The following is a 23,561-nucleotide window of genomic DNA, read 5'->3' as shown; positions in this document are numbered from 1 at the left end:
CACAGGCACATGCACGGCACATGCACGGCACAGCCAACCCGAAGGGGAACAGCGGCATGGCAACGACCACCCCCGACCTCACCGTCATCGGCGGCGGATTCGCCGGCCTCACCGCGGCCGTCACCGCCGCCGAGGCCGGAGCGCGCGTCACACTCCACGAGTCGCACCACACCCTCGGCGGCCGCGCCCGCACCGCCGAAGGCCCGTACCGCACGCACGACGGACCGCACGCCCTCTACAGCGGCGGCCCGCACTGGACCTGGCTGAAGCAGCGCGACCTGCTCGGCCCCCTCGCCCCGATCCCGCCCGTCGAGGGCTCCCGGCTGCGCTTCCACCACCGTGGAGCCCTGCGCCGTACCCCTCCGCTGGCCCTTCTGCGCCTCCTTCGCCACCGGTCCGAACACGCGCCCGTGGACATGGACTTCATGACGTGGGCGACGCGCCACGTCGGCGAGGAGGGAGCCCGCGCGGCCGCCCACTACACGTCCGTGGCGCTCTTCCACCACGACCCGGGCTCCCTCTCCGCGGCCTTCGTCCAGGAGCGCCTGCGCCGCTCCGCGAAGGTGCCGCCGGAGGCGCACTATCCGCGCGGCGGCTGGGCGTCCGTGATCGACCGGATGGCGGCCCGCGCCTGGAATCTGGGCGTGCGCGTGGAGACGCTGTCCCGCGTCGACTCCGTGCCCACGGGCGGCGGGCCGGTGATCGTGGCGACGTCCCTCGACTCGGCGCGCCGCCTCCTCGGGGACTCGTCGCTGACGTGGGACAGCGGCCGTACGACTCTGATCGACCTGGCCGTGCGCACCCGCCGCGGCGACGCCTTCATCGTGTCCGGGCTCGACTTCCCGGCCTGGCTGGAGCGGTTCACGGCCCAGGACCGGAGTCTGGCGCCGCACGGGCAGCAGCTCGTCCAGGGCCACATCCCCGTAGCGCCGCACGAGTCGAAGGCCGACGGCACGGCACGCGCCGAACGCCTGCTCGACCTGGGATTTCCCGGCTGGCGCGACCGCGTGACCTGGCGCAGGGACGCGCTCGCGAACGGGCGTACGGGGGCGGTCGATCTGCCCGGCACGACCTGGCGGGACCGGCCCGCGATCGACCGCGGGGACGGCGTGTATCTGGTGGGTGACCAGGTCGCGGCGCCCGGCGTGCTCTCCGAGGTGTCGTTCAACAGCGCCATCGAGGCGACCACCCTCGCGCTCACCGCGTCCCGGCCGGGGCTCCGCGCGGCCTGACGCCCGCACTTGACCTCAAGTCCGCTCGAGGTTGAAAGGTGGTGGGCACACCTGGCCGTCAAGAGGCCGCACGCCCAAGGGAGCCCGCCATGCACGCCGTACGACTGCACGCCTTCGGCCCCGCCGAGAACCTCACCTACGAGAAGACCGGCGACCCCCTGCCCGGCCCCGGCCAGGTCCGGATCGCCGTGGCCGCGGCCGGCGTGCACCTCCTGGACACCGCCCTGCGCGAGGGCATGAAGGGCCCCGCGCCCGAGCCGCCCGCGCTGCCCACCGTCCCCGGCCGCGAGGTCGCCGGCACCGTCGAATCGCTCGGAGAGGGCACCGACGCGTCCTGGCTCGGCAAGCGCGTCGTCGGCCACCTCGGATTCGCGCCCGGAGGCTACGCCGAGCTCGCCGTCATCGACGCCGCCCGCCTGCACGAACTCCCGCCGGGCCTGGACTTCGCCGAGGCCGTCGCCCTGATCGGCACGGGCCGTACGGCGATGGGGATCCTGCAGTTCGCCCCGCTCGGCCCCGCCTCGGTGGCCGTGATCCCGGCCGCGGCGGGAGGCATCGGAACCCTGCTCGTCCAGTACGCGAAGCACGCGGGCGCCACCGTCGTCGGCCTCGCGGGCGGCCCCGAGAAAGTGGCCCGCGTCCGCGCGAACGGCGCCGACCTGGCCGTCGACTACACCGCCCCCGACTGGCCCGAACAGGTCCGCTGGTTCCTCAGCGGCCGCCCGGCGACCGTCGTCTTCGACGGGGTGGGCGGCGACGCGGGCCTGGCCGCCGTCGACCTGCTCGGCCCCGGCGGCGTCCACGTCGTCTTCGGCTGGTCCGGCAAGGGCCTGCACGACGGCGAGCCCGTCACCTTCTCCGCGGACGAACTCACCCGGCGCGGCATCACCCAGGAACAGGTGCTCGGCCCGCCGATGATGCAGCGCGCGGGCGGCGACAACCCGGTCCGCACGCTGGAGCTGGCCGCACTGAGGGAGGCCGAGGCGGGCCGCCTGCGTCCCGCGGTGACCCGCTTCCCACTCGCCGAGGCTGCCGCGGCGCACCGCGCCCTGGAGAACCGCGGCACGATCGGCAAGGTGGTCCTGATCCCGTGACCCCGGGCCCGGTTCCCCGGGTGCGCTACGACCCGAGCCGGGCCAGCGCCTCATCCGTCAGCCGGTACACCGTCCACTCGTCCTGCGGCGCCGCGCCGAGCGCCTTGTAGAAGTTGATCGACGGCTCGTTCCAGTCGAGGACCGACCACTCCAGGCGCTCGTAACCGCGCTCGACGCAGATCCGCGCCAGCTCGGTCAGCAGCGCCTTGCCGTGGCCGCCGCCGCGCGCCTCGGGCCGTACGTACAGGTCCTCCAGATAGATCCCGTGCACCCCGCGCCAGGTGGAGAAGTTCAGGAACCACAGGCAGAAGCCGACGGGCTCGCCCGTCGTGTCGTCCTCGGCGATGTGGGCGAACGCGGCGGGCCGCTCCCCGAACAGCGCCTCGCGCAGCTGCTCCTCGGTGGCCCGCGCCTCGTGCAGCGCCTTCTCGTAGTCGGCGAGTTCACGGACCATGGCGTGGATGACGGGGACATCGGCGGGCGTGGCGGTACGAATCATGACGGCAGGCTAACCAGTCACCACGGGGCGGCCCGCACGGGTCGGCCGACCACACACCGCGGACCGGACACGCACGCCCAGGCCACCCACACACCGCAGCCGGCCCGCACGCCCAGACCCCCCACCGCAGCGCGCCCCGCACACCCAGGCCACCCACTCACCACGGACCGGCCCGCACGCCCAGACCACCCACACACCGCAGCGCGCCCCGCACGGGCTCGCTCACCGCCCCCCGAGCAGTCTGCGCGCCGTCTCCAGATGGTCCGGCACCAGCGGCCGGCCGTCCTCGATCTCCCACAGGGAGTCCTGAAGCACCCGCCCGAGTGTCCAGGCGCGCGCCCGCTCCCGGTCGAGCCCGAGCACCCCGCTCATCGCGTCGAACCGCCACACCACCTCGTCCGCGTCGAAGCGGTTGTCGATGGCGGGCTTCAGGTCGAAGCCCGGGTCGCCCGCGAGCGGCTTCGGGTCGATGGAGAGCCACGGCTCCCGCTCAGCGGCCAGCACGTTCTCGAAGTGCAGATCCCAGTGCAGCAGCCGGTCCCCCGCCTCGCCCGCGACCTCGCGCACGGCCGCCGCACAGTCCGCGAGCAGCGCGCGATCGGCCGGGCCGGGCACGGCCGCGAGCGCCGAAGGCACCTGGGCGAGCATGTCGGCCGCGATGTCGGACAGCCGCCGCACCCCTTCCGGGGCGGGCACGGACGTGAGCCGGGCGAGCAGTTCGGCGATGACGAGGACAGCCTTACGGGAGTCCTCCACGGAGTCCAGCATCCGCCCGGAGTCGAGCCGTTCGAGGAGCATCGTGCCCGTGGCGCCGTCGTGGTCGAGGAGCCGGACGGCGCCGTCGCCGTCCCAGACGCGCAGCGCGACCGGCTCGCCCTCGGTCTCCTCGTCGAGGATCTGGAACTTGACCGCGGCGGGCGTCCCGTCGCCCCGCACCACGGGCAGGACCAGAGCGGCCATGCCGTGCATCGCGGGCCCGTCCACGCGCAGATCCCAGCGTTCGACGAACTCCTCCACGCGCGCCGGGAGCCCGGCGATGAAAGCGCGACCGGGCTCACCCGCGTAGGTGTACTGGGACTCGACCAGGCCATCCGGAATGTCGATCACCCGAACGACCCTATGTGCGTGCCTGAATGCAGTCCATGCGCCGTTTTTTCCCCCTCGCCGTGTGGTCGTACGTACGGCACGCCCCCGGCACCTATCTCTGGCTGGCCGCCCTGTTCTTCACGACGGTCGCCATGCACCACATGGACCCGCACTTCGAGCACGAGTTCCTGCGCCAGCGCTCCACGAACCTGCACGAGCTGTCGACCGACCCGGTCCGCGTCTTCGTCACCTCCTTGTTCTGGATCGACGACAGCAGCTGGTGGCCGTACGCCGTCCTCTACACGGTGTTCCACGCGCAGGCCGAGCGCTGGCTCGACACCTGGCGCTGGCTGGCCGTCGTGGGGGCCGCGCACGTCCTCGCGACCCTGATCAGCGAGGGCGCCCTGCTGTGGGCGATCCGCCACGGCCACGCGCCCGCCTCGTCGGTCGACACCCTTGACGTGGGGGTGAGTTACGCACTCGCGGGCGTCGTCGGCGTCCTCACGTACCGGCTCGTCCCGCCCTGGCGCTACGTCTATCTGGCCGTCGTCCTGATCGTCTACGGCGGCCCGCTCCTCACCGGCCGCACCTTCACCGACCTGGGACACTTCGTCTCGGTCCTGATCGGCCTGGCCTGCCACCCCCTCGTACGCGACCGGGGCGAACCCTGGAACCCGCTGACGCTCCTGCGGCGGCGGGACCGGACGGCGCGGCGAAACGATCACCCGCAAATCCAGGAAGGCGGCCGTCCCCCCTGCCCGAACCCCCCTGCGGAGCGCTAACGTCCGAGGCCATGAGCAGCACGAACGGCACCCACGGCGCCCAGGCCACCGTCAACGGCGGCATATCGTTCTGGTACGCGGACGACGGCATCCCCACCGCCCGCGAACCCCTGTCGGGGGACGCGTCCGCCGACGTCGTCATCGTCGGCGGCGGCTACACGGGCCTGTGGACCGCCTACTACCTGAAGAAGGCCGCGCCCTTCCTCCGCATCACCGTCCTGGAGCAGAAGTTCTGCGGCTACGGCGCGTCCGGGCGCAACGGCGGCTGGCTCTACAACGGCATCGCCGGCCGCGACCGCTACGCGAAACTGCACGGCCACGACGCGGCCGTCCGTCTCCAGGAAGCCATGAACGACACCGTCTCCGAGGTGATCCGCGCGGCCGCCGAAGAGGAGATCGACGCCGACATCCACCAGGGCGGCGTACTCGAAATCGCCTACACACCGGCCCAGTTGGCCCGCCTCAAGGCCTTCCACGCGGCGGAACTCGCGTACGGCGAGAAGGACCGCACCCTGCACGGCGCCCGCGAGACCGCCGAGCGCGTCCGCGTCTTCGGGGCCGTCGGCTCGACCTGGACCCCGCACGGCGCCCGCCTGCACCCCGTCAAGCTCCTCAAGGGCCTGGCCGCCGCCGTCGAGGCGCTCGGCGTCACGATCCACGAGTCGACGCCCGTCACGGAGATCAAGCCGAAGCACGCCGTCACCCCGTACGGCACGGTCCGCGCGCCCTACATCCTGCGCTGCACCGAGGGCTTCACCGCGTCCCTCAAGGGCCAGCGCCGCACCTGGCTCCCCATGAACTCCTCGATGATCGCGACGGAGCCTCTCTCCCCCTCCCAATGGGAGTCCATCGGCTGGGAGGGCCGCGAGACCCTCGGCGACATGGCGCACGCCTACATGTACGCCCAGCGGACCGCCGACGGCCGCATCGCGCTCGGCGGCCGGGGCGTCCCGTACCGCTACGGCTCGAGGACCGACAACGACGGCCGCACCCAGCCCGCCACCATCGAGTCCCTCACCGCGCTCCTGACCCGCTTCTTCCCCCAGCTGGCGGGCGTCGCCGTGACCCACGCCTGGTCCGGCGTCCTCGGCGTCCCCCGCGACTGGTGCGCCACGGTCACCCTCGACCGCGCGACGGGCCTCGGCTGGGCGGGCGGCTACGTCGGCTCGGGCGTCGCCACCACCAACCTCGCCGCCCGCACCCTGCGCGACCTGGTCCAGCAGGACTCCGGCCAGTCCGGCCCCACCGACCTCACGACCCTCCCCTGGGTCAACCACAAGGTCCGCAAGTGGGAACCGGAACCCTTCCGCTGGCTGGGCGTCCACGGCATGTACGCCACCTACAACGCCGCCGACCACCGCGAACTCACCACGCACACGACGGACTCCTCCCGCCTGGCCCGAGCCGCGGACCGGGTAGCGGGCCGCGGCTGACGAGCCCCCCACTCACGACGAAGGCCCAGGTCACACCCGTGACCTGGGCCTTCGTCCCGTGGGAGCCCCCTGTCGGATTCGAACCGACGACCTACGCATTACAAGTTGTCGGATCTTGTTCCGGGGGTGTCCGCTGGCGTCCGCCGGGTGACTTGCAGGCCTGGTCAGAGAGCCTGCCCGACTTCGACGGATGTCAGTGGACGGCCGCGGACTGAGTGGCGATTGAGACCACTGCTGAGACCGCGCCACGGGCGCCGCCGGGGTCAAGGCCCCGGGAAGGCCATCAGTTTGGCAAGCTGCGGACATTTGCGGGAGGCTCGGGCGTCGGCCTGCCCAAACGATCGAGTTCGGGCCGAGTCGGTGGCGCATTACCCCGCTGTTCCCCGCTCGATCTGGTGCACTTGTGGTGCGGTGGATACGTCCCGCGGTTGCTGGTTCGGCTTGTAGCGCTCGGGGTGGTCCTGGTGGGGAGCGCAAGGTTGAGTAGGTCGTCGCAGGGCCAGAGGTCACGTCGAACTGGCAGGTCGTCCCAGAGCCGCCCTTCGTCGCCTCCGCCGGACTGAGACTGTGATGGTGCAGCACTCGCCCTGCGTCCATGGTCTCTTGATCAACTAGAGGAGATCGCGGGCCACCGTCCTGGTGAAGTGGTCCGTCCCTGACGGCCGCTGACGTCCCCAAGTAGCTTGCATGGCAGACACACCAACGTATGAGCCTTGCTAATCCTGTCTCCGCTGCGTCAACTTCTACGAATCGTGGGCCATCACGCGGCGGCGCTGGCATACTCACACAGGGATTTCATCCGCGGGGGGTTGAGCTATGGCCGTACTTGAGACTGCAGCGGTAGCCGCCGGGCGCATTGTCGTCGATCGCGCCGGCCGCCAATGGCTATCGGATCGCAAGAATGCAGCAGATCGCCCTAAGCCTCTATCAGATCTTATTGGCTTGAACTTTAGAGACTCTTTTTCACGTCGCCGACTCGAGCGCCAACTAGACGATATATCCGACTCCGTAGCAGAGCGCATCAAAGCGATGTCGACGGTTGAGTACCGGCCTCTCAGTGAAAACGATAAAGTGGCTGCCATAGGCGAAGCCGCACGCGTTCTTTCAGAAGCCGATCTGTCGGATGATGCAATTTTTCGTGCCGATGCTGAAGGGTCTAAACTGGCCCGTTCTTTGATTGGTGGCAATAAATCTCGACTCACAACCATGGGCCTCTCTGAAGCAGGTGAGAGGTTCTATGAGCTGGTTCTGCAGGAATGTTGTGAGTGCCTGATGCAGGTCCTCCAGTATCTCCCACAGTACCCCGCAAGGGCAGCCAGCGAGGCGCTAAACCGCCTGTCTGCAATATCAGCGAATGTTTCACTGGCTCTAAATAGAATTCCTGTCAGGCGACTGGAATCGCCGGAAGGAGAGGAGTTTGATGCGGACTTCAAGCGTAAATACCTGCGTTCGTTGGCAGAATCTCTGAGTGAGGTTGAGATATTTGGCGTCCCGGTAAATAATTACACACCGCGAGCAACCCTAAGCATTGCCTACATAAGCCTCACCGTCACAGGCGAGTGGGAATCAGATACCGAGCAGGATGAACTGAAACAGGGCCCCGAAGGATCCACTGATTACTTCAATAACGGGAAGTCCCTACGTATAGAAAGCGTTTTGGCGGGCAATCATCGCAATCTCATTAGAGGGGAAGCTGGATCCGGCAAAAGTACGCTGCTCCACTGGATAGCCACATCGGCAGCTCGCTCTGCATTCAAGAGAGAGTTGTCATCGTGGAATGGAGCAGTTCCGTTTCTAATTAAGCTCCGCAGCTACGCAGAGGAGGATCTGCCAGCACCAGAAGATTTCGTTCGCGCGGCTACTCCGAGTATCGCCGGGATAATGCCTACGGGTTGGGTTCATCGCCAACTGTCGTCGCCGCGCGCCATCCTTCTTGTGGACGGGGTAGACGAACTTCTAGCGCGTAGGCGACCAAAAGTCCGATCTTGGCTTCGTGGCCTCATTGCAGCGTATCCAGAACTGCGCATAGTGGTCACTTCACGTCCCTCTGCGGCAGGTTCTTCTTGGCTTAACTCCGAGGATTTTCGTTCATCTCAACTTGAGCGTATGGCGTCGGCGGACATCCGCGAGTTCATCTCTCACTGGCATGCAGCTATCTTGGATTCGGGCGTATATCCGTGCAAGCCGAACGAAATTCCCAACTATGAAAGAGCCCTATCGCAGAGGATCGCGGGCCAATCACATCTCCAAGCGCTAGCAACGACACCTCTTCTGACAGCGATGCTGTGTGCTTTGAATCTTGACCGGCGCACTCAGCTGCCGAGAGATCGCATGGGTCTTTATGCGGCAGCGTTAGAATTGTTGCTTGAGAGGAGAGATGCTGAGAGGCAGATCCCGAGCTATTTTGAAGTGTCTTTGGAGCGAAGGCAGAAGATCCTCATTCTTCAGGACTTGGCCTGGCGTCTCTCTATGACAAGCCGCTCCGAGATGCCTAAGAGCGCGGCCCTTCAGCGAGTCAGGGAAAAAATTCAGACGATGCCTCACCTAGATAATTCGCCTGAGGCTGTGTTGGATCATTTGATCCATAGGAGCGGCGTGATCCGAGAGCCGTCTCTAGGGAGAATTGATTTCGTCCACAGGACTTTCCAAGAGTATCTGACTGCAAAGCAAGCCGCCGAGGACGGGGACATTGAGCCTCTCATCGCCAAGGCGCACCTCGATCAGTGGCGTGATACGGTAATTATGTCCGCTGGCCATGCCAATAGCCCGTTGAGGCATGAGCTTATTGAAGGCCTCTTGTCGCGGATAGAAGGCGAGCCGAGAAACCGCAGATCCTTGCGGCTCCTTGTGTCGGCCTGCTTTGAAACCATGCCGGACATTCCACGTGATCTGTCCGCCAAGATCGACGACTGCTTCAGAAGTCTAGTTCCGCCGAGAAATGACAGCGAGGCAACCTCGCTTCCGCGGGCTGGCGACGCGGTTCTACGGTTCTTTCCTGCCGAAGTGCGTGACCTAACAGAGAACGCCGCAGTTAACACAGTTAAGTCGGCATATCTAATCAATGGGCCTGAGGCATTGGAGCGCCTTAGTTCGTACGCTCCGGACGCTAGGCCGCTCGTGCAGCAACAGCTTCTACAGGGTTGGGATTATTACGACTATGAAGAGTACGCGGAGAAGGTAATCTCGCGTGTGCCATTGATTGATGGGGTTGCGACTCTTTGGAACCCTGCACACTTGACGTTCGTTGAACGATTGCCGCAAGTGCAGACTTTGGAATTTGATGGGGCACTGCAAAATTCCTCAGTGTTGGAGTCTGTTCGCACCTTGACGCGGCGGTTTCATGGCGAGATCCTGAATTCAGACCACAGTGAACTGGGAAATCATACCCGACTCGAAGATCTTATCCTGGTGAGCGATGAGGTCGACGGCATAGATTGGGTTGAAACTCTGCCAGCCCTGAGAGAGTTGAGGGTTTGGGCTAAAGGCATTAACGACCTTAGCCCTCTGCGCGCTTCGGATCTTCGCCTCCTTGGGTTGAGCTTTCTCTCGGATGTTGCAGATTTCTCTCCTATCTGGGAGATGGAGGGCTTGACTTGGCTAATTCTCCGAAAGTGTGTGCAGCTGACGGATATTAGGCCGATGCTTCGCCTTGAACGCTTGAGGACCCTTGTCCTGGAAAGTCCCGGCGACATTGAAGGCTTGTCCGATGTTATGCGGTCGTGTGAAATTGAGTGGATTGGACTTCAAGGCCATGGAGGCGGAGTTGCATTGTCGGATTTCAATAGTAGCTCGCTTCAGGTGCTTGACTTGGGTGGATCTGAGGTCGTCCAGTCCAGCGGACGTGTAGAAATACCGAAGCTGAGGGAGCTCTACTTGGATAGATGGGAGGGGCGCAAGCTTCCTCGAATAGGGGAACTCAAGCGACTTGAGAAGGTCTCTATAGATAATGCTGTCAATCTTGAGGACATCTCTGAACTGCTGTCGCTACCTGCACTAGAGCAGGTGTCGCTTCTCGGCTGCCCTGGAGAGTTGGACTCGACGCCTCTGACTTCAAAAGGGGTGGAGGTCTTCGAATCTAGGAGGCCCCGAGGTAGTACCCCGCCACTTCGTCCCGTTCCGCAATCCAGCGCACACGACTAGGTCGGTGGAGCGGGTTTGGTCGGTGGCCTGCCCGGTCTGGGGTCGAGCATGATCAAGGGGCCTAACGCTGGACGGACACTCGGGCAGGCTTTGGGCCTGCCCGTAGCTAGCACGAGTGGCCCCCTGGTCTTGCTCGACACGGGCACCGGCCGGGCTGGAGCAGGACGAAGGCCGGAGCGCAGGCCTGGCCGGGGGCCGGGCCTGCGCGGTGAGCGGAGCGAGCCGCCTTGATGACGTAGGGGAAGTTGTACCGGGCCAGTGCACGACGGAAAGCGTCACTCCGCCCCGAGCTCCCTCATCAGGTACCCCCGACCCAGATGTGTGGCCCGCAAGATCTGGAGGGGGCGCCCTCATGAGACGCGACCACGAATCAGCCAGCTGGTGAACCCTTCCGCCCGCAAACGCTCGAACGCCTCGATGACCGGCTGCGGAGTCTCCTGGCTGATCATGAACCCCTGCTCGGGATAGACCATGAGTCGCTGTTGCGCCCCAACCAGCATGTCGATGACGAGTCGCGCATCCTGGATCGTGTCGACGTACTCCGCGAACGTCATGGGCGCAGACGCGCTGACCCAGGTCACATCCGGCCAGATCTTGCACGCCGTGGCGTAGGACCGGCGCTCTTCGTACGGCTTGCCGACCAGGAGGGCTGACACGACGGGCACCCCACGCTCCTCGAGCAAGGCCTGGGAAAAGCGCGATGTTCTCGGCCGTGTTGCGGGCCTGCGGCTCGACGAGGATCGCGTCCGCCGGCACTCCGCGTTCCAACGCCCGCTCGCGGTAGTGCCAGGCCTCGCCCTTCGGCATCGCCTCACGCGTCGTTCGGCTGGTCGCGCCAGTGAACACGATCAGCGGCATAAGGCCACGGTGGTACAGGTCGACCGTGGCGTCAGCTACGCCGAGATCGTGGCTGCCGAGCCCAATCGCTACCGAGCACGGCCGGAGTTCGTGGCCCATCTGCTGGAAGTCCCACAGTTCCTGCGCATCGGACCATGCCTGTACGGAGATCACGCCTTATCGCCTTCCTCCTGCGCCGAGTCGGGCACCTTGAAGTCGTAGGACCACGCGAAACGCGTAGCCGCACGAACTGCCAATGGCGAACTCCACAACCATGTCGTCCGCCGTGCAGGTCGTGCGATGCAGCTCGACTACCCACTCCCCAGGCGGAAGTTGCAGGAGCTTGACTTCGTCGCGCTCGGGGTCCGAACGAAGATCTCCTCCCGCATGTGGTCGATCTCGTAGCCCGCGTCGTAGAGCACCCGGCACCCGCCACCACGGCCGGCGGGACCCGGCGTCGGGTCGACGATGCGAGTGCCCTCGGCATGCTCAGGGCGGTAATAGCTGGTGAGGGTGTGCATGGGGCGCTCCCCCTCCTTCACCAGTCGGGCGCGCGCATAGACGTCGCGCCCCCGGCATCCCAAGGGCCGCAGCAACGATCCGCGGCGCCCCAAGGCGACTGACCGTCTGCGTCTGCTCGTTCCTTTGGTACGCGCGACCGGAAGCGACGCGGTCCGCGATGAACGCGACCTCATGACGTCACGCCACTTCGCCTTGTCAGCGCGCGGCGCCGCGCTGCTCGACGAGTTGGCGGCCTTCCACCGGCGCTTCAATGTCCCGGGCATCGGGCAGCACCGGATCCACAAACTGCAGCCGGAACACCTGGAGCGGACGTACCGCGCGATGCTCGACGCCGGCCACGCCGCCTCGCACGTGGTGAAGGCGCACCGCATCCCGTCGCGCGCCCTGAAGATTGCCCACCGTCGCCGTATCACCAGCAAGACCGTCGCCACGCTCGTGGACCCTCCAGGCGTCGACGAGACGGAGGCCAACCCGTTCACGAAGGAGGAGGCCAGGGCATTACTTGAAGCTGCGGCCAAGCGGCCCACCTTCATGCGGTGGATCGTCGGCGTCGTCGTGGGTTTCCGGCGGGGCGAGTCGCTCGGTTTGCGGTGGCCATACGTCGACCTGGGGGAACAGCCTCGATACGACGCAGGGTTCCCAAGCACAGGCTGTGCCGACGGGATGAGCCGGCGTGAAGGACTTCGTGATTCCTTTCGTAATCGCTCTGCTCGGGTTGGCTGCGACTGGGCTGGGAGCCGTTGTTGGAGCACGAGCAGCCAGATTCGGCGCCGAGAAGAGCGCCGAGGCTGTCCGACGGCAAGTGCAGGACCAGGGAGCCATTGAGCACGGTCACTGGCTGAGGCAGCAGCGCTTCAGCACCTACGAGAGCTTCCCCGAAGCCTGGGACGAGTGCTTACGCATCACCCAAACATCCGCAAAAGCTGATTAACCGGATCCAACGGGCCTAGAGGATCTTCGGTTGGCCGCAGACCGTATGGCGGAGCGCGCACGACGCATCGCAATCTTGGGCACCCCAGAAGTCACGCATGCGGCTGAGTCGCTGGCGGAGAACATGCAGGAAGACGTAAAAGTCGCCGTCCGGTTCATCGAGGTGACCCAAGCCGCGATAACGGAGATCGACGGACGCCCGATACCCACCGAGGCGGTGTCCGAGGCGACAGACCGCCGACCGCCGCGCGGCCCGTGCCCGGCGCCGCTACCGCGTCCGCTGAACCGAGAAACCCCAGCTCAGACGATGTCTGAGCTGGGGTTTCCAATGGAGCCCCCTGTCGGATTCGAACCGACGACCTTCGCTTTACAAGAGCGGCGCTCTGGCCGAGCTGAGCTAAGGGGGCATCGCGCGCGACAGCAACGCCGCACGTGGAAGCTGCTCCACCTTACACAGAGCCTGTTTCCTCCAGCTACGAAGTTACGTACCACGCGAAAGATCGCGATCGTCGCGTAACCACTCGTGCGCCCGTTCGTTGATCGGACAGAAGCGCTGTTATGACGATCAGACCACGGGACCAGGGGCATCCACATGAAGAGACGCACCAAGGATCCCGGCACTCAGCAGCGCGTCTACCGCTTCCGCTTCTACCCGACGACGGCGCAGGCCGAGCAGCTGGAGAAGACGTTCGGCGCCTGCCGGTGGGTCTACAACGAGGGGCTGGCGCTGCGTTCGGGCGCCTGGGAGCGGCATCGGGTGAACGTGGGGTTCGCGGAGACGTGCCGGGCGTTGACGGGCTGGCGACGAGCTGCGGGTACCGCATGGCTTGAGGAGGTGTCGTCGACGGTGCTTCAGCAGTCGCTGCGGAATCTGGACCAGGCGTATACGCGGTTCTTCAAGGGGATGTCGAAGTACCCGAAGCGGAAGAAGAAGCGCACTTCGAAGGATGCGGCGACGTACGTGCGGACGGGATTTCGGTGGGTGGAGGATCCTGAGCGGCCAGGTACGGCGCGGGTGACGCTGGCCAAGCAGGCGCAACCGTTGGATGTGCGGTGGTCCCGCACTCTTCCTGCGGGTCTGCTTCCGGTGCGGTTGTCCGTGACGCGGGACCGGGCGGGGCGGTATTTCCTGGCAGCGCTGGCAGAGGAGCGGATCACGGTGCTGCCCGCCGCCTTCATGCCCGGGACCGGCGAGCCGACAACCGTGGGGCTCGATCTGGGTCTCGCGTCGTTGGCCACGCTCGACGACGGTACGAAACTGGACCATCCGCGGCTGCTGAAGCGGTACGCCGAGCGCCTGGCTCGGCTGCAGCGTGAGCTGCACCGGAAGGTAATGGGCTCGCAGAACCGGGATAAGGCGCGGCGCCGGATCGCTCGCCTCTACGCGCTCATCGGTGACGTACGCAGGGACATGCTGGATCAGTTCACAACCCGCCTCGTGCGCGAGAACCAAGTGCTCGTAGTGGAGGACCTGTCCATCGCGTCCCTGTTGCGTCCGGCGCGCGGCAAAGGCAGAAGACGAAAGGCGTCGCTGAACCGTGCGATCCGGGACGCGGCCTGGGGAGAGCTGTTGCGGCAGCTGCGTTACAAGTGCGAGTGGTACGGGCGGACGCTGGTGATCGTGGACCGGTTCTTCCCCTCCACCCGTCGCTGCTCGGCCTGCCACGCCAAGGGTCCGAAGCTGGATGTCTCAGTACGGGAGTGGACCTGTGACAGGTGTGGCGCGGCCCATGACCGCGATGTGAACGCGGCGGTGAATCTGCGGGACGAGGGGTTGCGGCTGTACCGGCTGGCGACGTCCGCACTCCCGCCCGGCGGCAGGGCGCCGTCGGTGATCAGGGCGTCGGCGTTGCCGGGCCCGGAAGGGCCTCTACCAGTCATGTAGTGGGCGCCACCCGGACCGACGGGCCGTCGGCCGGAACGCCTGTGGAGTTCGTGTGAGTCCGTACGCGATGGCGGGGCATCCCGTTCGTTCGTCGGCGACGGGCAGTGAAGCAGGAAGCCTGAGGGCTAGGTCAAAAATCACGCGCTCTACCTGCTCGAAAAGTTCTCGAAGGTCACTTCGCTCCGGCTACTGACAGACCCGACACCGGACAGGTACCGTCCAGAAACAGTTCACCCGTGTGGACTACACCACTGCGGCAGCGCCCGCAGTGGATCACCACCTTTACAACGGATCGTCCGGCACGTTCCTGCCGGTGAAGGGGGCTTCACAGCCATGGCAACTGTTTCGTTCGACAAGGCGACCCGGATCTACCCGGGCTCCACCAAGCCGGCCGTCGACGGCCTTGAGATCGAGATCGAGGACGGCGAGTTCCTCGTCCTCGTCGGCCCGTCCGGCTGCGGCAAGTCGACCTCCCTGCGCATGCTCGCGGGTCTCGAGGACGTGAACGGCGGAGCGATCCGCATCGGCGACCGCGACGTGACCCACCTGCCGCCCAAGGACCGGGACATCGCCATGGTGTTCCAGAACTACGCGCTCTACCCGCACATGTCGGTCGCCGACAACATGGGCTTCGCCCTCAAGATCGCTGGCGTGAACAAGGCCGAGATCCGCCAGAAGGTCGAAGAAGCCGCGAAGATCCTCGACCTGTCCGAGTACCTGGACCGCAAGCCGAAGGCCCTCTCCGGCGGTCAGCGCCAGCGTGTGGCCATGGGTCGCGCCATCGTGCGTGAGCCCCAGGTCTTCCTCATGGACGAGCCGCTGTCGAACCTCGACGCCAAGCTCCGTGTGTCCACGCGTACGCAGATCGCCTCGCTGCAGCGCCGCCTCGGCATCACCACCGTCTACGTCACCCACGACCAGGTCGAGGCCATGACGATGGGTGACCGTGTGGCGGTCCTCAAGGACGGTCTGCTGCAGCAGGTCGACACCCCGCGCAACATGTACGACCGCCCGGCCAACCTCTTCGTCGCCGGCTTCATCGGCTCCCCCGCCATGAACCTGGTCGAGGTCCCGATCACCGACGGCGGCGTGAAGTTCGGCAACTCGGTCGTCCCGGTGAACCGCGAGGCGCTGAAGGCCGCCTCCGACGCCGGCGACCGCACCGTCACGGTCGGCGTCCGCCCGGAGCACTTCGACATCGTCGAGGCGGGCGGCGGCGAGGCCGCGAAGTCCCTCTCCAAGGAGGCCGAGGACGCCCCCGCCGGCCTCGCCGTCTCGGTGAACGTCGTCGAGGAACTCGGCGCCGACGGCTACGTCTACGGCACCGCGCAGGTCGGTGGCGAGGCCAAGGACCTCGTCGTCCGGGTCAACGGCCGCCAGGTCCCCGAGAAGGGCACCCAGCTCCACGTCGTGCCGCGTCCGGGCGAGACCCACGTCTTCTCCTCGTCGACCGGTGAGCGCCTCACCGACTGACACCCCGCCTGTTCCGCCGTGGAGCCCCGCACTTCGGTGCGGGGCTCCTCCGCGTTCCGGCCGCTCCCCCACCCGCCGCGCACGCCGCGTTGTCGACAAATACCCCGGCACATCCGCCATTTCGACCCCTGTGCGTCAACACGCGTGAATCAAAACCGGATTACCCATCCCTCGACCGAGTGACTAAATGTCGCCAAATCATCACCGACCGCTACGCTCACTCGCGTGACGCACTCCGCCAACTACACCCAGAAGCCGCGCCGGGGCCGGGGCCCCGCCCGCCGCGTCGGCCGCACCCTCGCTCTCGTCCTGCCGGTGATGCTGGTGCTCTCCGGCACACTCGCGGTCACCCGAGTGAACTGGTCCGGCAGTTCAGCGGACTCGATCCTCACCGCTTCCTCGCAGAACGTCTCGGCGCGCGCCAAGTCGCGTGCCCCCCAGGACGTCCTGCGCGACAAGCTGCTACTCGAGCTCCAGGACAAGGACCCCGGTATCGCCCTCACCCACCTCCAGCAGGAGATGCACGAGCGGCCGTCCCTCGCCAAGCACTGCGTCTCCATCGCCCGCGCCCTGGGCCGCGCCGCCGTGCAGGCCTACGGCCCCTCCCGCGCCCAGTCCTTCGCCCGCCCCGTCTGCGACACCGCGTTCGCCACGGGCGTCGCCACGGCAGCGCGCGGCTGACGCCCTCACGGCCGGCCGGGAAGGGGCCGACGTACAGTGCGGGCATGACGAGCGCCCAGGCCCAGGACCCGCACACGCACAGCCAGCACCACCCCACACAGGCCGTCGTCCTGGCCGGCGGCCAGGGCTCGCGCCTGCGGCCCTACACCGACGACCGGCCCAAGCCGATGGTCGAGATCCCCGGCACCGGGACCCCGATCATCGGCCATCAGCTTGCCTGGCTCGCCGAAGAGGGCGTGACGGACGCGGTCGTCTCCTGCGGGCATCTCGCCGAGGTGCTCCAGGAGTGGCTCGACGGTGCCGAACTCCCCCTGCGCGTCACCACGGTGGTCGAGAAGGAACCCCTCGGCCGTGGCGGCGGCCTCAAGTACGCCGCCGCGCACCTGCCGCACCCCGACCGGCCCTGGTACGCGACGAACGGCGACATCTGGACCCGGTTCTCGCTGCGCGAGATGGCGGACTTCCACGCCGAGCGCGACGCCACCGCCACCCTCGCCCTGGCCCGCCCCCGCATCCCGTGGGGCGCTGTGGAGACCGACGCGTTCGGCCACATCACGGACTTCGTCGAGGCCCCGCCGTCCCCGTATCTGATCAACGCGGGCGTCTACGTCTTCTCCCCCGCCTTCACGGGCCTGCTCCCGGACCGCGGTGACCATGAGCGCACCACGTTCCCGCGCCTGGCCCGCGCCAAGCGTCTGGCCGGGTTCCCGATCCCGCAGGGCGCGTACTGGAGGGCCATCGACACGGCGAAGGACCTCACCGAGGCCGCCAAGGAGCTTGCCGCGCCGGGGCGTTGAGCCCGTCGCTCCCGATACGGGAAGGGGCCCGCACACACAGCGTGTGCGGGCCCCTTCAGGTTTCTACGGGGTGTGGTCAGCCGCCGAGTACTCCGCCGAGGAGGCCCCCCGGCTTGTCCCCGCCGCCGGAACCGCCGGTGCCGCCACCGGTGCCGCCGCTCGTGCCCGTACCGCCGCTGGAGGCGGGCCCGCTGCTGGATGCCGGAGGCTGCTGCTGGGCCGGCGGGGCCGACTGCGGGGGCGCCTGGCCGGTGCCCTGCGTCTGGCTGGGCTGGCCCGCGCCGCTGGCGGTGCCCGTCGCCGGGGCGGATCCCGGTGAGCTCGCGGCGCCGGACGGCTTCGCCGAAGTGGCGCCCTGCGTGGGCGTGTTGGCCGCCGACGGGCTCTGCGAGCGGTGCTGCTTGCGACCGGGCTCCGACGGGAGCGGGGAGCCGGGCAGTTCGTTGCGCGGGGCCTGGCCGGGACCGGGGGCGGTGACGCGGCCCGCGTCGCGCACGGCGCCGCCGAGCAGCGAGCCGATGAGCAGGGTCAGGCCGACGACGACGGTCGTCACGACGGTGCCGCGGCGCAGCACGTACCGCCGCAGCTCCCACAGTTCGGCGCGCGGGCCGAGCCGGCGCCAGGCGCCGCCCGCGAGGCGTCCGTCGATGGAGTAGACGGGCGCGCCCGCGATGATCAGCGGGGACCAGGCGGCCAGGTAGATGATGTCGGGCGCGTCGTAGGCGGGCACCGTCTTCCAGCTGACGGTGACGATGAGGGCGGCCGAGAGCAGTACGCCGAAGACGGCCGCGACGCGCTGCCAGAGGCCGAGCACGGTGAGCACGCCGACGACGACCTGGAGGAAGGCGATGCACAGCCCGGCGCCGACGGGGTGCTGGAGGGCGAAGTCGCGCAGGGGTTCGGCGAGGGCCCACGGGTGCAGCGAGTTGAGCCACTTGACCATGGAGCCGCGGTCGCCGCCGTCGAAGTAGACGGGGTCGCAGAGCTTGCCCATGCCGGCGTACATGGAGATGAAGCCGAGGAAGACGCGCAGCGGGAGAAGGACGACGCCGAGGTTCATCCGGCGGCCGGGGTAGTACGCGTGCCGCACCGGGTCGGCGCCGTGCCGCCGGGAGGCGTTCCGCTCGTCCCCGTCGCCGTACTCGCCGTCGCCGAACTCGCCGTCGTCGTACGGGGGTTCCTGGTACGACGGCTCTTCGAAGGCGCTGCCGGACTGGCGCATCTGCGGGAGGAGGCGGGTGCCCTGCGCGGTGACCGTGGGCAGTTCGCCGGTGGCGTCGTCCCTGAGGTCGCTGTCGAGGTCGATGCGCGGGATGACCTGGGTGGCCCCGCCTTCCCCGCCCCCGAAGTCGTGCCGGGGAAGCGTGCTCTCGCCTGCTCTGCGGGCCGCCTGGAGGAGACCGGTCGCCCCGGGGTCGCCGGGCGCGGACCGGCCGCTCCAGACGACCGGGGCGCGGCGGCGCGCGGCGGCCGCGCCGACGACGGGGATGCGGGCGGTCTGGTCCAGCGAGCCCAGGTGCCGGGCGATGCGGGGGGACTGCGTCTGCTGCGTCCTGGGCAGCTGCACGCGGAAACTCGCGTGATTGACGACGACCTGCGCGGGATCGCACGGCACCTTCACCATGCTCAGCGCGGGACCGTCGTCGAATCCGGAATCGAATCCGGGGCCGAATCCGGGCGAGCGGTCCCCCGTAGGTGTGCGGGGTGTTCTGGTGTCCACACTCATCTAACCGAGTGATGTGTGTTTAGGACACTGCCTTGAGCGCGTGCAAATGTCCGGACCGCGTCAAGATCGCGGCCCGGACACCCGGCTCAGGACCGGCGGCGCGCGGCCTCGTACAGGACGACGCCCGCCGCGACACCGGCGTTGAGGGATTCGGTGCCGCCCGGCATCGGGATCCGCACGCGGTAGTCACAGGTCTCGCCGACGAGGCGGGACAGGCCCTTGCCCTCGCTGCCGACGACGATGACGACGGGCCCGCCGAGGGCTTCGAGGTCACCGACGGTGTGCTCGCCGTCGGCCGCGAGACCGACGATGGCGATGCCCGCCTTCTTGTAGCCCTCGAGAGCGCGCGTCAGGTTCGTGGCGCGGGCGACGGGCGTACGGGCTGCGGCGCCCGCGGACGTCTTCCAGGCACCGGCGGTCATGCCGGCCGCGCGCCGCTCGGGCACGACCACGCCGTGGCCGCCGAAGGCGGAGACGGAGCGGACGACGGCGCCGAGGTTGCGCGGGTCGGTGACACCGTCGAGCGCGACGATGAGCGGGTCCTCGCCCTGGTCGTACGCGGCGGCGGCGAGGTCCTCCGCGTGCGCGTACTCGTACGGCGGGACCTGGAGGACGAGGCCCTGGTGGTTCAGGCCGTTCGTCATGCGGTCGAGCTCGGGGCGGGGGGCTTCCATGAGGTGGATGCCGCCGCGCTCACCGGCGAGCTGGAGCGCCTCGCGCACCCGCTCGTCGTTGTCGATGAACTGCTGGACGTAGAGCATCGACGCGGGCACGCCCTCGCGCAGCGCCTCGACGACGGAGTTACGCCCGACGACCATCTCGGACGTGCCCTTGCCGCCGCGGCTCTTCAGCGTCGCGGGGCGGCGGGCGGCCTGCTTGGCCTTGGCGTTCGCGATGCGGTTCTTCTTGTGCTTCTTGCGCATCTCGGCGGGCGGCGTCGGACCCTTGCCTTCGAGTCCCCGGCGTCGCTGGCCGCCACTGCCGACCTGCGCGCCCTTCTTGCCGGACATGCGGCGGTTGTTCGCGGCCATGATCTACCTGTCTGTGTGATGCGTATGTGCGTACGTATATGAAGTGTGCCGCCCGGAGGCCCGAGCGGCACATTCGCGCAGGTCGTCAGCGCGGGCCGAGCGTCCAGCGCGGCCCGGTCGGGCTGTCCTCGATGACGAGCCCGGACTGGCCGAGCTGGTCGCGGATGGCGTCGGCGGTGGCCCAGTCCTTGCGGGCGCGAGCGGACTCGCGCTGCTCCAGGACGAGCCGTACGAGGGTGTCGACGGCGCCGTGCAGGTCGTCGCCGCGGTCGGTCTCGTCGGCCCAGTGCGGGTCGAGCGGGTCCAGGCCGAGGACGCCGAGCATCGCGCGTACCTCGGCGAGGCGGGCGACGGCGGCTTCCTTGTCGTCGGCGGCGAGGGCGCTGTTGCCCTGGCGGACGGTGGTGTGGATGATCGCGAGCGCCTGCGGCACGCCGAGGTCGTCGTCCATGGCCTCGGCGAAGGCGGGCGGCACCTCGTCGGCGGGGGCGACGACGCCCCCGGCCTTCTCGACGACGCGCTGCACGAAGCCCTCGATCCGCGCGAACGCGGACTCGGCCTCACGCAGGGCCTCCTCGCTGTACTCGATGGTCGAGCGGTAGTGCGGGGTGCCGAGGTAGTAGCGCAGCACGATCGGGCGCCAGTCCTTGACCATCTCGGACACGAGGACCGAGTTGCCCAGGGACTTCGACATCTTCTCGCCGCTCATGGTGACCCACGAGTTGTGCACCCAGTACTTGGCGAACTCGTCGCCGAAGGCCTTGGCCTGGGCGATCTCGTTCTCGTGGTGCGGGAAGATCAGGTCGATGCCGCCGCCGTGGATGTCGAAGGCGGTGCCCAGGTACTTGTGGGCCATCGCCGAGCACTCCAGGTGCCAGCCGGGCCGGCCGCGGCCCCACGGGGTCTCCCAGCTGGGCTCCCCGGGCTTGACGGCCTTCCACATGGCGAAGTCGCGCGGGTCGCGCTTGCCGGTCTCGCCGTCGCCGGAGGGCTGGCGCAGTTCGTCGAGGTCCTGGTTCGACAGCTCCAGATAGCCGGGGAAGGAACGCACGTCGAAGTAGACGTTCCCGTCCGCCTCGTAGGCGTGGCCGCGCTCGATGAGGCCGCGCATCATCTCGACCATCTCGGTGACATGACCGGTGGCGCGCGGCTCGTAGGTGGGCGGCAGGCAGCCGAGGGCGGTGTAGCCGTCGTTGAACGCGCGCTCGTTCTCGTACCCGATCGACCACCAGGGCCTGCCCTGTTCGGCGGCCTTCTTGATGATCTTGTCGTCGATGTCGGTGACGTTCCGCACGAACGTCACTTCGTAGCCGCGGTACGTGAACCAGCGGCGCATGATGTCGAAGTTGAGGCCGGACCTGATGTGCCCGATGTGCGGAGCGGCCTGCACGGTCGCGCCACAGAGGTAGATCGAGACACAGCCCGGTGTCAGCGGGACGAAGTCACGGATCTTCCGGGCGCTGGTGTCGTGCAGGCGAATAGTCACTCCCCCAGGGTAGTGGCCCCGAGGCAGTGCCCCGCGACCCCTTGGGGGACACGGGGCGCAACCGTGACGTTGTGACGTGTGTCAGGCCTCTGTTCGCATGTCGGCCCGCCGGTCAGATCACGCCGACGACCTTGCGGGGTGTGATCCGTACGACGACGCGCTCGGCATCGTCGGCGGAGCCCGGGTTGAACTCCGCGTACTTCTTGCCCGTGTACTTGAGCGACAGCTCGTCGATGAGCTCCTGGCCGCCCTCGGTGGTGAGGTCGGCGGTGCCGCGGATCTCGGCGTACGCGTAGGGGTTGTCGGTGGGCTGCACGACGACGGTGACCCGGGGGTCGCGGCGCAGGTTCTTCTCCTTGCGCCGGTCGACGGTCGTGGAGAACAGCACGTCGTCCCCGTCCCGCTTCACCCAGACAGGCGACACCTGCGGGCTCCCGTCGGGCTGGATGGTGGCGACGGTGATGAAGACGGGGGTGTCGAGCAACGCCTTGAGCTCGTCGGACAGCTGGGCGGACATGGAGCCTCACTCCTTGAGGGGGTGCCTGTACGAGTACCCGATACTGCGCCAACATCCGCCCCCGGAGCGGTATTTCAGCCCGTCCTGACGACCAGTGCCGTGGCGATCGCCGCGAGGCCGTCGCCGCGGCCGGGGAAACCCAGGCCGTCGGTGGTGGCGCCGGAGACGGAGACGGGGGCGCCGGCGGCGTCCGACAACACCTTCTGCGCCTCCTCGCGCCGCTTCCCGATCTTCGGCCGGGGACCGATGACCTGTACGGCGACGTTGCCGATGGTGAAGCCCGCCTCGCGCACGATGCGGGCGGCCTCGGTCAGCAGGGTGAGCCCGGACGCGCCGGACCACTCGGGGCGGCCGGTGCCGAAGTGGGCACCGAGGTCACCGAGCCCGGCTGCGGAGAACAGTGCGTTGCACGCGGCGTGCGCGACGACGTCGGCGTCGGAGTGCCCGGCGAGACCGGGGCCCTCGCCCTCCCACTTCAGGCCGGCGCACCACAGCTCGCGGCCCTCTTCGAAGGCGTGGATGTCGGTGCCGATGCCGACGAGGGGCATGACCGGCAGCTCAGAACCCATCGTTGGCCCTCCTGCGGGCGAGTACGGCTTCGGCGAGCACGAGGTCGAGGGGGCGGGTCACCTTGAAGGCCTCCTCGTGCCCGGGCACGACGACGACCGGTTCGCCGAGCTGCTCGACCATGCTGGCGTCGTCCGTCACGTTGTCGGTGACGGTCTCGTGGGCGCGCACGAGCGTCGCGCGGTCGAAGCCCTGCGGGGTCTGCACGGCACGCAGCCGGGCCCGCTCGGGCGTCGCGACGACGAGCTCGGGGCCGCCGTCGGTGCGGGCCTCGACCTGCTTGACGGTGTCGGCGAGGGGCAGCGCGGGGACGACGGCGGGGGCCCCTTCGCGTACGGCTTCGATGACGCCGTCGACCGTGTCGACGGGCACCAGGGGGCGGGCCGCGTCGTGGACGAGGACGACGTCGATGCCGGGCGGCAGGGCGTCGAGTCCGAGCTTCACGGACTCCTGGCGGGTCTCGCCGCCGGGGACGACGACGAAGTCGGTCCGCTCGGGCAGCGCGTGGTCGGCGAGGAGGGTCTTCACCTCGGCGGCGGACGCCTCGTCGGGCGGGGCGACCACGACGACGAGGGAGACGGACCGCGAGGCGGCCATCGCCCGGACGGCGTGGATGAGCATCGGGGTGCCGTTGAGCGCGCGGAGTGCTTTGGGGGCGCCCGGGCCGAGGCGTACGCCCCGGCCGGCGGCCGGAATCACGGCCGCGGTGCGCGAGGGCCGCGTTTCGTCAGACATCGCTTCCGTTCAGGTTTGTGTGCTCGACCGAGGTGGGTATGGCCAACACCAGTGCCGGGCGCGACGCCTCGACCGGACCCCTTCCGTGACATCCGGTCGAGCCAGCTG

General features: G+C 68.2%; 17 protein-coding genes, 1 tRNA gene and 3 pseudogenes. 10 read left to right on the top strand and 11 right to left on the bottom strand.

The features are described 5' to 3' along the window. Window positions 1–56: 56 nt before the first annotated feature. Together OHA58_RS19560 and OHA58_RS19555 are read left to right on the top strand one after the other, a co-directional pair. Window positions 57–1,232 carry an FAD-dependent oxidoreductase gene (locus OHA58_RS19560; RefSeq protein ID WP_405480240.1) on the top strand — a complete coding sequence of 392 codons (1,176 nt, stop codon included), beginning with the start codon at window positions 57–59 and terminating at the stop codon, window positions 1,230–1,232. Window positions 1,233–1,321: 89 nt separating this feature from the next. Continuing rightward, window positions 1,322–2,326, top strand: coding sequence for a zinc-binding dehydrogenase (locus OHA58_RS19555; protein WP_405480239.1), 1,005 nt, complete (start codon window positions 1,322–1,324; stop codon window positions 2,324–2,326). A gap of 25 nt (window positions 2,327–2,351) precedes the next feature. On the opposite strand, the gene OHA58_RS19550 is transcribed toward OHA58_RS19555, so the two are convergent. Further along, window positions 2,352–2,825 (bottom strand): GNAT family N-acetyltransferase, encoded by a 474-nt coding sequence (locus OHA58_RS19550; protein ID WP_127832419.1) that lies wholly within the window; start codon window positions 2,823–2,825, stop codon window positions 2,352–2,354. Between the two features lie 222 nt (window positions 2,826–3,047). After that, window positions 3,048–3,932, bottom strand: coding sequence for an aminoglycoside phosphotransferase family protein (locus OHA58_RS19545; protein WP_405480237.1), 885 nt, complete (start codon window positions 3,930–3,932; stop codon window positions 3,048–3,050). A 26-nt stretch (window positions 3,933–3,958) separates the two neighbouring features. Between OHA58_RS19545 and OHA58_RS19540 the strand changes: the two genes are divergently transcribed. From OHA58_RS19540 to OHA58_RS19530, 3 genes are all read left to right on the top strand, one after another. Further along, a complete protein-coding gene (locus OHA58_RS19540) occupies window positions 3,959–4,693 on the top strand; it encodes a rhomboid-like protein (protein WP_405480236.1) in 735 nt (244 codons plus the stop codon). Between the two features lie 11 nt (window positions 4,694–4,704). Further along, window positions 4,705–6,126, top strand: coding sequence for an NAD(P)/FAD-dependent oxidoreductase (locus OHA58_RS19535; protein ID WP_405480234.1), 1,422 nt, complete (start codon window positions 4,705–4,707; stop codon window positions 6,124–6,126). 816 nt (window positions 6,127–6,942) lie between these two features. Beyond that, window positions 6,943–10,266 (top strand): NACHT domain-containing protein, encoded by a 3,324-nt coding sequence (locus OHA58_RS19530; protein WP_405480233.1) that lies wholly within the window; start codon window positions 6,943–6,945, stop codon window positions 10,264–10,266. A gap of 350 nt (window positions 10,267–10,616) precedes the next feature. Here the strand turns inward: OHA58_RS19530 and OHA58_RS19525 are convergent. Both OHA58_RS19525 and OHA58_RS19520 read right to left on the bottom strand, forming a co-directional pair. Further along, window positions 10,617–11,277 (bottom strand): annotated as a pseudogene (locus tag OHA58_RS19525) (YdcF family protein). After that, window positions 11,274–11,828 (bottom strand): annotated as a pseudogene (locus OHA58_RS19520) (UTRA domain-containing protein); the annotation flags it as partial. The pseudogenes OHA58_RS19520 and OHA58_RS19525, both read right to left, overlap by 4 nt. A 52-nt stretch (window positions 11,829–11,880) precedes the next feature. Between OHA58_RS19520 and OHA58_RS19515 the strand changes: the two are divergent. Continuing rightward, window positions 11,881–12,234: pseudogene (locus OHA58_RS19515) on the top strand (integrase); the annotation flags it as partial. A 650-nt stretch (window positions 12,235–12,884) separates the two neighbouring features. On the opposite strand, the gene OHA58_RS19510 reads toward OHA58_RS19515, so the two are convergent. Continuing rightward, window positions 12,885–12,962: transfer RNA gene (locus OHA58_RS19510), tRNA-Thr, on the bottom strand. Between the two features lie 185 nt (window positions 12,963–13,147). Here OHA58_RS19510 and OHA58_RS19505 point away from each other — a divergent pair. From OHA58_RS19505 to OHA58_RS19490, 4 genes are all read left to right on the top strand, one after another. Then, window positions 13,148–14,440 (top strand): RNA-guided endonuclease InsQ/TnpB family protein, encoded by a 1,293-nt coding sequence (locus OHA58_RS19505; protein WP_405480231.1) that lies wholly within the window; start codon window positions 13,148–13,150, stop codon window positions 14,438–14,440. A gap of 333 nt (window positions 14,441–14,773) precedes the next feature. After that, the gene (locus OHA58_RS19500) at window positions 14,774–15,913 is read left to right on the top strand and encodes an ABC transporter ATP-binding protein (RefSeq protein WP_405480229.1); all 1,140 of its coding nucleotides are present in this window, start codon (window positions 14,774–14,776) and stop codon (window positions 15,911–15,913) included. 225 nt (window positions 15,914–16,138) lie between these two features. Beyond that, the gene (locus tag OHA58_RS19495) at window positions 16,139–16,594 is read left to right on the top strand and encodes a hypothetical protein (RefSeq protein WP_116512325.1); all 456 of its coding nucleotides are present in this window, start codon (window positions 16,139–16,141) and stop codon (window positions 16,592–16,594) included. Window positions 16,595–16,638: 44 nt separating this feature from the next. Continuing rightward, window positions 16,639–17,391 carry an NDP-sugar synthase gene (locus tag OHA58_RS19490; RefSeq protein WP_405480228.1) on the top strand — a complete coding sequence of 251 codons (753 nt, stop codon included), beginning with the start codon at window positions 16,639–16,641 and terminating at the stop codon, window positions 17,389–17,391. A 76-nt stretch (window positions 17,392–17,467) separates the two neighbouring features. On the opposite strand, the gene OHA58_RS19485 is transcribed toward OHA58_RS19490, so the two are convergent. From OHA58_RS19485 to ispD, 6 genes are all read right to left on the bottom strand, one after another. Continuing rightward, window positions 17,468–19,111, bottom strand: coding sequence for a DoxX family membrane protein (locus OHA58_RS19485; RefSeq protein ID WP_405485042.1), 1,644 nt, complete (start codon window positions 19,109–19,111; stop codon window positions 17,468–17,470). 92 nt (window positions 19,112–19,203) lie between these two features. After that, window positions 19,204–20,148 carry a 23S rRNA (guanosine(2251)-2'-O)-methyltransferase RlmB gene (gene rlmB, locus OHA58_RS19480; protein ID WP_405480227.1) on the bottom strand — a complete coding sequence of 315 codons (945 nt, stop codon included), beginning with the start codon at window positions 20,146–20,148 and terminating at the stop codon, window positions 19,204–19,206. Window positions 20,149–20,233: 85 nt separating this feature from the next. Then, on the bottom strand, window positions 20,234–21,634 hold the full coding sequence (gene cysS, locus OHA58_RS19475; RefSeq protein WP_405480226.1) for a cysteine--tRNA ligase: 1,401 nt from the start codon (window positions 21,632–21,634) through the stop codon (window positions 20,234–20,236). Window positions 21,635–21,746: 112 nt separating this feature from the next. Then, window positions 21,747–22,151, bottom strand: a complete 405-nt coding sequence (locus OHA58_RS19470; RefSeq protein WP_405480224.1) for a PPOX class F420-dependent oxidoreductase — start codon at window positions 22,149–22,151, stop codon at window positions 21,747–21,749. A 74-nt stretch (window positions 22,152–22,225) separates the two neighbouring features. Then, a complete protein-coding gene (gene ispF / locus OHA58_RS19465; RefSeq protein ID WP_405480223.1) occupies window positions 22,226–22,720 on the bottom strand; it encodes a 2-C-methyl-D-erythritol 2,4-cyclodiphosphate synthase in 495 nt (164 codons plus the stop codon). Further along, complete coding sequence (gene ispD, locus OHA58_RS19460) at window positions 22,710–23,453, bottom strand: 2-C-methyl-D-erythritol 4-phosphate cytidylyltransferase (protein ID WP_100595665.1); 744 nt, start codon at window positions 23,451–23,453, stop codon at window positions 22,710–22,712. The genes ispF and ispD overlap by 11 nt, the downstream gene beginning before the upstream one ends. Between the last annotated feature and the right edge of the window lie 108 nt (window positions 23,454–23,561).

Source organism: Streptomyces sp. NBC_00009 (genome assembly GCF_045040855.1).
GTDB classification, from domain to species: domain Bacteria; phylum Actinomycetota; class Actinomycetes; order Streptomycetales; family Streptomycetaceae; genus Streptomyces; species Streptomyces aureus.
The sequence above is the reverse complement of the archived record's forward strand: the minus strand, read 5'-3'. Positions and strand labels throughout refer to the sequence as shown.